Below are 11,425 nucleotides of genomic sequence, written 5' to 3' on the forward strand. Positions count from 1 at the left end.
AGTTACGGCGGCCATGGCGAGAGGGAAACGCCCGGCAACATTCCGAACCCGGAAGCTAAGCCTCTCAGCGCCGATGGTACTGCCCTGGAGACGGGGTGGGAGAGTAGGACGCCGCCGGACAACCATTACCGAACGGGGGTCAGAGCCACGTGCTCTGACCCCCGTTCGTTTGTCTTGTTCCGGTGAACCGTCGGCGATGTGCCGATGAGTGCCGTCGATATCGAAGAGGTAATCCGCAGTCATGACATCTCCGCGACGCGGATCCGGAGGAGCGCGCGACGATCGCGGTTCCGGTGCTGGGCGAGGCTCGGCCGGCAGGAACCAGGGCGGAGCGCCTCGGGGCGGCGCCGGCGGCCGCGGGGACGGGCCGCCCAGCGGCGCTGCGCGTCGTGGCGGCGGGGGCTACCCGCGCGGCACGAGCGGGGGAGGTCAGGGCAGCCGCGGGACGGGCACCCGCGGCGCTGGATCGTCGCGTGACGAAACTCAGGGTTGGCAGCAGCGTCGGCCTGCGGGAGAGCGTTCGCAGTGGCAGGACCGCCGACCCCACGGTGAGCGGCCCGCCGGGGGTGGCCGGCCGCACGGTGTCGGCGGCGGACGCCCCGTGCGTTCCGACGGCGATCGTCCGCAGTGGCAGGACCGCCGTCCGCAGGGTGACCGGCCTGCTGGCGATCGTCCGCAGTGGCAGGACCGTCGTCCGCAGGGTGAGCGTCCGGGGGGCGGAGGCCGATCCCAGGGCTCCGGTGCCGCCCGGTCCAGCCGCCCTCAGGGTGATCGGCCGCAATGGCAGGACCGCCGTCCGCAGGGTGACCGGCCCCAGTGGCAGGACCGTCGTCCGCAGGGCGACCGCCCTGACCGTCGACCGCAGGGCGAGCGGCCAGCCGGTGACCGGCCCCAGTGGCAGGACCGCCGTCCGCAGGGTGACCGGCCTGCCGGTGATCGGCCGCAGTGGCAGGACCGCCGTCCGCACGGCCAGCGGCCCTCCGGCGGTGGACGCCCCCAGCGTGGTGGTCCCCGGGCCGACCGCCCCTCGACCGACCGCCCGCAGTGGCAGGACCGCCGCCCGCAGGAGGGCCGTCCGGCCGCCGAGGGCGGCTCGCGCAACGCGCGTGGCCAGTGGCAGCAGCGGACCGAGCGCGCGGAGGCGCAGGGCGACCGGCCGCAGTGGCAGGACCGCGGTCGCACGGGAGGAGACCGCCCCCAGCGGTCCGGTGGGCCTCGCGGAGGCGGAGGTGGCTGGCGTGACCGCCGCCCGTCCGACGACCGGCGGGGCGGTCGTCCCGCCGTGGCCGGCGAGGAGCGCCGACCGCCGCTGCCCCCGGGGCCGGCGATCCCGGACTGGGTCGACGTGCGGGATCTCGACCCGGCGGCGCGCACGGCGCTGCGCGGGCTGGACCCGCGCAACGTCGAGCGGGTGGCATCCCACCTCGTCGCCGCCGGCACGCTGCTCGAGGAGGACCCGGCCGAGGCGCTCGCCCACGCACGGGCCGCCCGTGACCGGGCGTCGCGCGTGGCGGTCGTCCGCGAGGCCGTCGGTGTCGCGGCCTACCACGCCGAGGACTACGCCGAGGCTGCGCGCGAGCTCCGTGCCTACCGCCGGATGAGCGGTGACGAGGGCTACCGCGCGGTGCTCGCCGACTGCGAGCGGGCCCTCGGGCGTCCCGAGGTCGCCCTCCGGCTCGTGGCGGAGGCCCTGGCGGACGCGACCGACCCGGAGGAGACCGCGGAGCTGCGAATCGTCGAGTCCGGTGCCCGCATGGACCTCGGCGAGGACGCGGCGGCCCGCCTGGTGCTGGAGAGCGCGCTCGGCAACCGGCTCGACCCCGGCACGCTCCAGCCCGGCGACACCGCCCGGCTGCGGCTGGCCTCGGCCTACGCCGACCTGCTGGAGCTGCAGGGTGAGCACGAGCGGGCCTCCGACTGGCTCATCGCCATCGCGGGTGCGGACACCGGCGACGTCACCGGGGCGGTCGACCGCCTGGGCATCGAGTTCACCGACCTCGAGGACGAGCTGGTCGACGTGGAGCCCGAGGGCGACGCACCGGTGACCCCGCCCGAGGTCGTCGAGCCCCTGCCGGAGGACGAGCACGGCCTGGGCCGGAGCTTCGACGAGGAGGTCGAGGCCGAGGTCGCCGAGCTGCTCGGCGAGGTCGAGCCCCCGGCCGAGGGTAGCGCCGGCACGCACTGACCCCCGACAAAGAGCGTCTCGTCGTCCACACCGCCCGGCGGCGTCCACAGATGCCGCCGGGCGCTGGGACGGCATCCCGCGGGCCAGCAGGCTCGCTGCATGAGCGTGGCTGTGATCGACCGGAACGACGTGGTGCTCCGCGGGCGGATGTCCGCTCCCGCGGAGCTGCGGACCCTGCCCAGCGGGGATCCGCTGCTGACCTTCCGCCTGGTGGTGCGCCGGCCGGAGCCCCGGGCGCGTGGCCAGTCGGTCGACGTCCTGACCTGCATCACGTACGACAGGGGGCTGCAGCGCCGCGCCGCCCTCTGGCAGCCCGGCGACGTCGTCGAGGTCGAGGGCGCGCTGCAGCGCCGCTTCTGGCGCACCGGCAGCGGGACCGCCTCGGTGTGCGAGGTCAACTGCCGCAAGGGCCGGAAGGTGCCGAGGACGGGCGCCGGCTCGGCCGAGCGGACGGCGTGAGCCCGGACCGGCCGTCAGCCGGCGAGCGGCCGGAACACCAACCCGGTCCGGGGCTTGGGGACGAACAGCGTCGACTTGCGCGGCATGCGTGCCCCGGCCCGCGCGACGGCGGCCACGTCGCTGGGCGACGGCGCGCGGAGCAGCAGGGCGACCCCCGAGCGCTCGCGGGCGAGGCGGAGCGCCTCCTCGAGGCTGTGCGCGATGAGGACCGAGTCGGGGTCGTCCGAGCGGTGCCAGAGCCGGTCGAGGAGCCCGTGGTGGGCCAGGACGACGTCCAGGTTCCGCCAGGCCGGCGGCGCCTCGGGTGGCACAGCGGCGCACACCTCGGACGACGGCTCGGACAGGCGCGCGACCCGGTGCCCGTCGGTGAGGAGGAAGCCGCTCTGCGCGGGATCGGCGATCCAGGCACCGGCGTCCCGCGCGGCGTCCCCTACGGCCGGCTCGGTCACCGTGAAGCCGCGGGCCGCGGTGTGCACGGCGGTGTCCAGGTCCAGGTCCGGCACCACCCGGTGGATCGGATCGACGCGCAGACCTCCCGGCCCCATGGGCGTGAGGAGCGCGAGCACGCGGTCGCTGCCGGCCTGGCCAGGCGCGGTCCGGGCGTGGGCTCGGGCGGCGGCGAACCGGTGGTGCCCGTCGGCGATCACCGCCTGCGTGCGAGCGAGGGCGCCGGCCAGCCGGTCGACCACGTCCGGTCCGGTCACCCGCCAGAGGCGGTGCTCCACCCCGTCGGTGTCCCGGACCGTCAGCGTCGGCGGCCCGAGGCGGACCTCGTCGGTCAGGGCGGCGACCTCGGGTTCGGGGTCGTGGGCGAGGACGATCGGCTCCAGGTCGGTCGCCGTCGCGGCCAGCAGCGCCCGCCTGCCTTCGACGGCCGGCGCGAAGGTGTCCTCGTGGGGGAGGACGGCCGCGGACCCGGCCGGCGGCAACGCGACGGCTCCGAGCCAGCCTGCGGTGGCCGGTCCAGGACCGTCCGGACGCATCTCGTAGAGCCACAGCGCGGGCTCGGTGTCCCGGACGAGCACGGCCTCCTCCTGCCACCGGCGCAACGTCCGCGCGGCGGTCTCCGCCGAGCCGGAGCGGCCGACGGCCGAGGGGAGGATGAGCCGGACGACGTTGTGCGGGTCGGTTCCGGCCAGTCGGTCCCGGCCGGCAGGGGTGACCAGGTCGTAGGCTGGCGAACTCACCCGGGCGAGGTGCTCGGGGTCCTGCTGCCGATAGGTCAGGGCGCGGAACGGACGGACGTCGAGTCCCGTCGTCGATGCGGACGGACGGGACGACGACTCGGGCACGAGGTCGATCGTAGGAGCGGCCCGCCCACGTCTGGAGCCTGCGGTCTGGACCGGCCCGACGGGAAGGGAGACGGGGTGGCCGGCGCATCCACCGACGGAACTCCTCCCGACGGCGACGTGTACGAGTGGTACCAGCGCGGCGTCGGGCTGCTGCGCAACGGGGATCCCGCCGCGGCGGCGACCCTGCTGAGCCGCGCAGCCGCCGCCGAGCCCGGCTCGCGCAGCATCCTGGAGGCGCTGGCGCGGGCCCAGTACGACGCCGGCCGCTACGGCGAGGCGGTCACCAGCTTCACCGCGCTGACCGGGCTGAGCCCGACCGACGACTACGCCCACTTCGGCCTCGGCCTGGCCGCCAGCAAGGCCGGGGAGCTCCGGCTCGCCGCCGAGCACCTGGCGCTGGCCGTGGCGATGCGGCCCGACATCGGGCACTACGCGCGGGCGCTGCGCGGCGTCCGCGCCCGGCAGGCGGCCGAGAGCGCATGAGCGCCCCCGATCCCGCTCCGCTGCTCGCCGGCACGTCGGCGCCGCCCGCCGAGGTCTACGACGTCGCGCTGCTCGACCTCGACGGCGTCGTCTACGTCGGTCCCGACGCCGTGCCGGGGGTCCCCGCTGCCCTGGCAGGCGCCCGCGAGGCGGGGATGCGGCTGGGCTTCGTCACCAACAACGCCGCGCGGACCCCGGAGCAGGTCGCCGAGCACCTGACCGAGCTCGGCGTCAGCGCCGCGCCGGACGACGTGATCACCAGCTCCCAGGCCGCGGCCACGGTGGTCGTGGAGTCGTTCGGCGCCGGTGCGCGGGTGCTGCCCGTCGGCGGTCCGGGCGTCGCCGCGGCGCTCCGGGAGGCCGGGCTGACCGTCGTCGAGCGGGCGGAGGACGAGCCGGTCGCCGTCGTGCAGGGCTACGGGCGCGAGGTCGGCTGGGCCCAGCTCGCCGAGGCGGTGGTCGCCGTGCGCAACGGCGCCCGGCACGTGGCGACGAACGCCGACGCCACCATCCCCTCGCCCCGCGGTCCGCTCCCGGGCAACGGCGCCATGGTGGGCGTCGTCCGCGGCGTGACGGGCCAGACCCCGCTCGTCACCGGCAAGCCCGACCCCGCGATGCACGCCGAGTGCGTCCGGCGGACCGGTGCGCGCCGGCCGCTGGTCGTCGGCGACCGGCTGGACACCGACATCGAGGGCGCCCGCCGCGCCGGTGCGGCGAGCCTGCTGGTCCTGACCGGGGTGACCGATGCGGCGCTGCTGCTCTCCGCGCCACCCGAGCACCGCCCCGATCTGCTGGCCGCGGACGCCGCCGGCCTGCTGAGCCCCCACCCGGCCGTGGAGCCCGTGCGCGGATCGTGGCGGTGCGGTGCGTGGACGGCGCACGCCGGCGAGGGGGAGGACGTGCTCGTGCTGGAGATGTCCGGGACGGCGGAGGAGGACGCCGGGGACGGCCTTGACGGGCTCCGCGCGCTGTGCGCCGCCCACTGGGCCCGGCACCCCGAGGGCGGGGCGCGGGCGCGCGTCGTCGCGTCCGGCGCCCGGGCGCTCGAGGCGGTGGACCGCTGGGGCCTCGCGGCCCCGACGGGGGAGGAGCGGTAGCCGGGCTAGAGCAGCTTGCGCAGCCGCAGCAGGTCGCGCAGGCCTGCCTCCAGCTTCACCCGGCCGCTCGCCCACGCCGGGCCGAACGCCAGCCGGCCGTCGGTGAGGGCGACGAGGTCGTCGCTGGACATCGTCAGCCGGATGTCGGCCTTGGGCAGCGCCGGACCATGGGGCAGCACGTGCAGGTCGCGCACGGCGCCGGCGCTCAGCCGACCGAGGACCACCTCGTCCAGATCGGTCAGCCGGCAGGACAGGCTGCGGTCCAGCCCCGCGGCGGCCGGGTTGGCCGCGAGGTCCCCGAGGATGCCCTGGAGGGCCTTCATGCACTGCTCCATCGTCGCCACGCGGGCGGGCCTCCAACGCTGACAGGGTGCCGATGCGGACGAGGGACGCTATCGCTCCCGCTCGTGCCCCCGTGCCCGTCGGTCCCGGCCGGTAACCTCGCGGGCGCACCGGACCACCCGACGGGGGCAGCCTCGCCTCCGTCGACGAGCAACGCGGAGGGAGCACATGACCGAGCCCAACCCGTCGCGCCCGGTCCCGGGCCCGCCGCGACCCGGCCCGCGCCCCGACGACGCAGCACCCGCTCCGCAGCCCGGGACGGACGAGGCCGGCCCGGCGGAGGACCCCTTCGCCGAGCTGCCCGAGCGGCCGATCGCCGAGCACGTCGCCGTCTACGAGGCCGAGCACGCCCGGCTCGAGCGCGAGCTCGGCACGATCGACCAGCTCTGATGGCCCGTCGCAGCCGGCTCGACGCGGAGCTCGTGCGGCGGGGCCTGGCCCGCTCCCGCGAGCACGCCGTCGCCCTGATCGCCGAGGGCCGCGTCGCCGTCGCCGGCCAGGCCGCGACGAAGCCGGCCACCGGCGTCGACGCGGCCACCCCCGTCGTCGTCCGCACCGACCCCGACCAGCCGAGCTGGGTCTCCCGCGGCGCCCACAAGCTCCTCGGCGCCCTCGAGGCGTTCCCCGTCCAGGTCGAGGGCCGCCGCGCCCTCGACGCCGGCGCCTCCACCGGCGGCTTCACCGAGGTGCTGCTCAGCCACGGCGCGGCGGAGGTCGTCGCCGTCGACGTCGGCTACGGCGAGCTCGCGTGGTCGCTGCGCACCGACGACCGGGTGCGGGTGCACGAGCGCACCAACGTCCGCACCCTCACGCCCGAGGCGATCGACGGCCCGGTGGACCTGGTCGTCGCCGACCTCTCCTTCATCTCGCTGCGCCTGGTCCTGCCGGCGCTCACCGCCTGCGCCCGCGACGACGCCGACCTGCTGCCCATGGTCAAGCCGCAGTTCGAGGTGGGCCGCGAGCGGCTCGGTGCCGGAGGAGTGGTGCGCGACCCCGAGCACCGGGTACAGGCCGTCCTCGAGGTGGGCGCCGCGGCCGCGGCGCTCGGCTGGGGGACCGCCGGGGTGGTGGCCAGTCCGTTGCCCGGCCCGGCGGGCAACGTGGAGTTCTTCCTGTGGCTGCGCCGGGACGCGCCGCCGCCGCAGGAGGACGACGTCCGTCGAGCAGTGCAGGAGGGGCCCCAGTGACCCAGCCCAGCGAGGGCACGTCCACGGCGCAGCAGGAACCCCGCCGGGTCCTGCTCACCGTCCACACCGGGCGGGGCGACATCGTCGACCTGGCCCGCACGTCGGCCGCCCGGCTGACCGCCGCCGGCATCGTGGTGCGGGTGCTCGCCGAGGAGGCCGAGGACCTCGACATCCCGGGCGCGGAGGTGGTGCATGCCGACTCCAGCGCGGCCGAGGGCGCCGAGATCGTCATGGTCTTCGGCGGCGACGGCACCTTCCTGCGCGCCGCCGAGCTCGCGCACTTCACCGACGCGGCCCTCATGGGCGTCAACCTCGGCCGGGTCGGCTTCCTGGCCGAGACCGAGCCGGAGGCGGTCGAGGAGACCCTCGTCGCCATCGAGCAGTGCGAGTACTCGGTCGAGGAGCGGCTCGCCCTCCAGGTCGACGTCCTCGACGGCGACGGCAGCGTGGTGGGCAGCACCTGGGCGCTCAACGAGGTGTCCGTGGAGAAGGCGCAGCGCTCCCGCGTGCTCGACGTCGTCCTCGCCATCGACGGCCGGCCGCTGACCAGCTTCGGCTGCGACGGCGTCCTCTGCGCCACGCCCACCGGCTCCACCGCCTACGCCTTCTCCGCCGGCGGTCCGGTCGTCTGGCCCGACGTGGAGGCGCTCCTGCTGGTGCCCAGCAACGCCCACGCGCTCTTCGCCCGGCCGCTGGTGACCTCGCCCAACTCGGTGCTGACCGTGTCGGTCCCGGCCGACGGCAACCGCTCACGGGTGTCCGCCGACGGCCGCCGGTTCGTCGAGGTCCCCGACGGCGGCAGCGTCGACGTCCGCCGCGCCGACCGGCCGGTGCGGATCGCGCGGGTGCACGCGTCCACCTTCGGCGACCGCCTCGTGGCCAAGTTCGGCCTCCCGGTCCGCGGGTTCCGGGACGCCCGGCACCACGCCGGCCCCGGCCACGAGCTGTACACCAGCCGCAACGTGCTGACCCGCGACATCGTCGACGGGGACGGCCGGACGGAGGTGACCGGTGCCGGCTCGCACGACGAGTCCTGAGCGGCCGGCCCCGCCACCCGCGCCGGCGGTCGACGGCCACCCCGGCCGGCTCACCGAGCTGCGGATCCGGGGCCTGGGGTCGATCGACGACGCCACCCTCGAGCTCGGCAGCGGGCTGACCGTCGTCACCGGGGAGACCGGTGCCGGCAAGACCATGGTGGTCACCGGCCTGACGCTGCTCTTCGGTGGTCGCGCGGACCCCGGCCGCGTGCGGGCCAGCGGCAAGGCCGGCGTCGAGGGCCGGCTGGTCCTCCCGCCGGAGTCCCCGGCGTGGGAGCGGGCGGCCGACGCGGGCGCCGACCCGGACGACGACGGCAGTCTCATCCTCGCCCGCACCGTCAGCGCCGAGGGCCGCTCCCGCGCCTTCCTCGGCGGGCGCAGCGTGCCGGTCGGCGTCGTCGCCGAGCTGTCCGAGGGCCTGCTCGCCGTCCACGGGCAGACCGACCAGCTGCGGCTGTCCCGCCCGGCCGAGCAGCGCCGGGCCCTGGACAGGTACGCCGGCCCGGCACACCTCGCGCTGCTCGACCGCTACCGCGAGGCGCACGGGCGCTGGCGGGAGCTGGCCGCCGACCTCGAGCGCCGGCACAGCCAGGCCCGGGAGCTGGCCCAGGCCGCCGACGTCCTGCGGCACGGGCTCGAGGAGATCGAGGCGGTGGCTCCCGAGCCGGGCGAGGACGAATCCCTCGACACCCAGGCCAAGCGCCTCTCCGACGCCGACGCGCTCCGGGCCGCCGCCGACGAGGCCCGCATGGCCCTGGTCGGCGACGTGACCGGCGACCTCGGCGGAGACGATGCGCCGCAGGACGCCACCGCGGCGCTGGCGATCGCCGAGCGGGCGCTGGCCGGGTCCGACGACCCCACGCTGGTCCTCCTCGCCCAGGACCTCGCCGACGCCGTCGCCGTCGTGTCGGACGTCGCCGGTCAGCTGGCCGGCTACGTCGCCGATCTCGACGCCGACCCCGGGCGCCTGGCCGAGGTGCTCGACCGGCGCGCCGCGATCACCGCGCTGGTCCGGAAGTTCGCCGGGCCGGGGGAGGGCCTGGCCGGCGTGCTCGCCTGGGCGGAGGACGCCGCCGGCCGGCTCGCGGAGCTGGACGTCTCCGACGAGGCGCTGGAGGCGCTGGCCGCCGCCCGCGACGCCGCCCGCGCCGAGGTCGACGACCTAGCAGCAGGGCTCTCCGCCGGACGCCGTGCCGCCGCCGAGGGCTTCGCCGCCGAGGTCGGCGCCGAGCTCGCCGGGCTGGCGATGAAGAGCGCGTCGGTCTCCTTCTCGATCGACAGCCACCCCGACGACCCGGGCCCCGACGGCATCGACGACGTCGCGCTGCTGCTGGCCCCGCACCCGGGCGCCCCGCCGCGACCGGTCCACAAGGGTGCCTCCGGCGGCGAGCTCTCCCGCGTGATGCTCGCCATCGAGGTGGTCTTCGCGGGAGCCGACCCGGTGCCGGTGATGGTCTTCGACGAGGTCGACGCGGGGGTCGGCGGCCAGGCGGCCGGTGAGATCGGCCGGCGGCTCGCCCGGCTGGCGCGCGACCACCAGGTCGTCGTCGTCACCCACCTGGCGCAGGTGGCCGCCTTCGCCGACACGCACCTGGTCGTCGACAAGTCGCCGGACACCGACGCCGGGGTGACGGCGACCGACATCCGCGCCGTCGAGGGCGAGGACCGGGTGCGCGAGCTGGCCCGGATGCTGTCGGGGCTCGCCGACAGCGACACCGGGCAGGCGCACGCTCGCGAGCTCCTGGCGGTGGCCGCCGACCGCACCTGAGCCTGCTCCGTCCCGAACGGGTGAGGGAAGCGTTTCGGTGGTGCGCAACGGGTAGGGGCGGGCGGTGACCTGCTTCTCCTCGGCCGACGAGTCGGCGCACTACGGCTTCTCGGTCTGCATGCTGCTGGAGCAGTACCGAGCCCAGCTGCGGTGGGAGGAGGAGGGCGTCGTCGAGCTCGGCACCGGCGACGCCACGGCCATCGCCGACGTCGTGCGCTCCCTGCCGGAGCTGCGGGTGCGCAGCTTCGACATCAGCGCGCCGTCGGTCGAGACCGCCCGCGCCAACATCGCCGCCCGCGGGGTGGCCGACCGGTACAGCGTCGAGCTCGGCGACTTCTTCGACCAGGCGGACTCCGCCTTCGGCCCGCCGGTGTCGACGGTCATCTCCAACCCGCCCTACATCCCGGCCCCCGACCGCGACATCCTCATGCCGGAGCTGTGGGGTGGCGTGCACGGCAACGATCTGGTGCTGCAGCTGCTGAAGGCCGGCTACGACAACGTCATCGCCGCCGTCGCCAGCTACTCCGACCCGCTCGAGACCCTCCGGACCGCCGGCGACCTCGGCTACCGGGTGGTCAACTTCCTCGCGATGGGGCTGGACTACGGCACCTACAGCAGCGAGCCGAAGGTCCGCGACCACATCCGGCGGCTGTGCGCCGAGGGGCGCGGCTGGGCCGGGGACGACGGCTACATGGTGGCCATCGCGCTGCTCACCCGGAACCCCGACCTCCCCGGCGACCGCGCCGACCAGCTCCTGCGCGCGCTGCAGGTCTAGTCAGCGGCGCTTGGCGTAACCGGCCAGCCCGAACTGCAGCAGCGACAGCCCGCGCCGCCCCTGGCGGCGCAGCTCCGCCCCGAGCTCCGGCCCCGTCACCCCCGCGAGCACCCGGTCGCGGGCCAGCTCCAGCAGCGAGGCGTACAGGCCGAGGACGGCGTGCGCGGCCAGCCACGGCTCCACCGCGTGCGGGCGGGCCCCGGTCTCCTCGGCGATCAGCGCGGCCAGCGCGTCGGTCAGCTCACCGAGGATCTCCCGCTCGCGCACCTGCAGGGTGCGGCTGCCCCGGACCACCCGCGCCATGCGAGCCACCCCACCGGACGCCTCCGGCGTGCCCAGCAGGCTGACCGCGCCCACGACGAAGCTCCCCGCGGCGGCCGACACCGACTCGCCCGCCGGGCGGCGGCGCACCGCGTCCAGCAGCGCCGCGCGCATCGGCGGGTCGGCGTCGAAGACCAGCCCCTCCTTGACCGGGAAGTGGTTGAAGACGGTCTTCTCCACCACGCCCGCCCGCTTCGCGATCTCCATCACGCTGACCGCGTCGAAGCCGCGCTCGGCGAAGAGGTCGGCCGCCGCGTCGACGATCCGCGCCCGCGTCTCCTGCCGCTTGCGCTCCCGGGCGCCGGGCTCCCCGGCGGCCTTCCGCCCTCGCCTGCCGGCCGGCCGCGACGCCGCTGCCGGAGCGGGCTCGACGGACGGGACTGCCCTGATCAGCGCGCCGGTGGAGGCCTGGGCCGGCGTGGTCTCACCGGCGGGGAGGGGGGTGTTTCGGGGCAGGGCGTGGGCCACTCCAGTCACAC

The 11,425-nt window shown here is 76.5% G+C and carries 12 protein-coding genes and 1 rRNA gene; 10 read left to right on the top strand and 3 right to left on the bottom strand.

Annotation, left to right across the window (positions count from 1 at the left end):
• The first annotated feature begins 3 nt into the window (after positions 1 to 3).
• The 3 genes from rrf to ACI78T_RS02590 all read left to right on the top strand — a co-directional run bounded on the left by rrf (position 4) and on the right by ACI78T_RS02590 (position 2,644).
• Positions 4 to 120, top strand: a 5S ribosomal RNA gene (gene rrf / locus ACI78T_RS02580).
• Between the two features lie 1,162 nt (positions 121 to 1,282).
• Complete coding sequence (locus ACI78T_RS02585; protein WP_456556510.1) at positions 1,283 to 2,185, top strand: hypothetical protein; 903 nt, start codon at positions 1,283 to 1,285, stop codon at positions 2,183 to 2,185.
• 99 nt (positions 2,186 to 2,284) lie between these two features.
• Positions 2,285 to 2,644 (top strand): single-stranded DNA-binding protein, encoded by a 360-nt coding sequence (locus ACI78T_RS02590; RefSeq protein WP_456556511.1) that lies wholly within the window; start codon positions 2,285 to 2,287, stop codon positions 2,642 to 2,644.
• A 14-nt stretch (positions 2,645 to 2,658) separates the two neighbouring features.
• Here ACI78T_RS02590 and ACI78T_RS02595 read toward each other — a convergent pair whose 3' ends face one another.
• The gene (locus ACI78T_RS02595) at positions 2,659 to 3,831 is read right to left on the bottom strand and encodes a DUF1015 domain-containing protein (protein WP_456556512.1); all 1,173 of its coding nucleotides are present in this window, start codon (positions 3,829 to 3,831) and stop codon (positions 2,659 to 2,661) included.
• A 180-nt stretch (positions 3,832 to 4,011) separates the two neighbouring features.
• On the opposite strand from ACI78T_RS02595, the gene ACI78T_RS02600 reads away from it, so the two are divergent.
• Positions 4,012 to 4,419 carry a tetratricopeptide repeat protein gene (locus tag ACI78T_RS02600; RefSeq protein ID WP_456556513.1) on the top strand — a complete coding sequence of 136 codons (408 nt, stop codon included), beginning with the start codon at positions 4,012 to 4,014 and terminating at the stop codon, positions 4,417 to 4,419.
• Positions 4,416 to 5,516, top strand: coding sequence for an HAD-IIA family hydrolase (locus tag ACI78T_RS02605; protein ID WP_456556514.1), 1,101 nt, complete (start codon positions 4,416 to 4,418; stop codon positions 5,514 to 5,516). Before ACI78T_RS02600 ends, ACI78T_RS02605 begins: the two co-directional genes overlap by 4 nt.
• Positions 5,517 to 5,521: 5 nt before the next feature.
• Here ACI78T_RS02605 and ACI78T_RS02610 read toward each other — a convergent pair whose 3' ends face one another.
• Positions 5,522 to 5,839, bottom strand: a complete 318-nt coding sequence (locus tag ACI78T_RS02610) for an alkyl sulfatase C-terminal domain-containing protein (RefSeq protein WP_456556515.1) — start codon at positions 5,837 to 5,839, stop codon at positions 5,522 to 5,524.
• 187 nt (positions 5,840 to 6,026) lie between these two features.
• On the opposite strand from ACI78T_RS02610, the gene ACI78T_RS02615 reads away from it, so the two are divergent.
• From ACI78T_RS02615 to ACI78T_RS02635, 5 genes are all read left to right on the top strand, one after another.
• Positions 6,027 to 6,248: a hypothetical protein gene (locus ACI78T_RS02615; RefSeq protein ID WP_456556516.1), complete on the top strand. Its 222-nt coding sequence runs from the start codon at positions 6,027 to 6,029 to the stop codon at positions 6,246 to 6,248.
• Positions 6,248 to 7,045, top strand: coding sequence for a TlyA family RNA methyltransferase (locus ACI78T_RS02620; RefSeq protein WP_456556517.1), 798 nt, complete (start codon positions 6,248 to 6,250; stop codon positions 7,043 to 7,045). Before ACI78T_RS02615 ends, ACI78T_RS02620 begins: the two co-directional genes overlap by 1 nt.
• On the top strand, positions 7,042 to 8,082 hold the full coding sequence (locus ACI78T_RS02625; protein ID WP_456556518.1) for an NAD kinase: 1,041 nt from the start codon (positions 7,042 to 7,044) through the stop codon (positions 8,080 to 8,082). The genes ACI78T_RS02620 and ACI78T_RS02625 overlap by 4 nt, the downstream gene beginning before the upstream one ends.
• Entirely contained in the window at positions 8,057 to 9,850 is a 1,794-nt protein-coding gene (gene recN / locus ACI78T_RS02630; RefSeq protein ID WP_456556519.1) for a DNA repair protein RecN, read from the top strand. Before ACI78T_RS02625 ends, recN begins: the two co-directional genes overlap by 26 nt.
• Before the next feature lie 64 nt (positions 9,851 to 9,914).
• A complete protein-coding gene (locus ACI78T_RS02635; RefSeq protein WP_456556520.1) occupies positions 9,915 to 10,625 on the top strand; it encodes a methyltransferase in 711 nt (236 codons plus the stop codon).
• Here ACI78T_RS02635 and ACI78T_RS02640 read toward each other — a convergent pair whose 3' ends face one another.
• Complete coding sequence (locus ACI78T_RS02640; protein ID WP_456556521.1) at positions 10,626 to 11,423, bottom strand: TetR/AcrR family transcriptional regulator; 798 nt, start codon at positions 11,421 to 11,423, stop codon at positions 10,626 to 10,628. It abuts the gene before it with no gap.
• Positions 11,424 to 11,425: the final 2 nt, after the last annotated feature.

The sequence above is a fragment of the Blastococcus sp. SYSU D00922 genome (genome assembly GCF_054050495.1).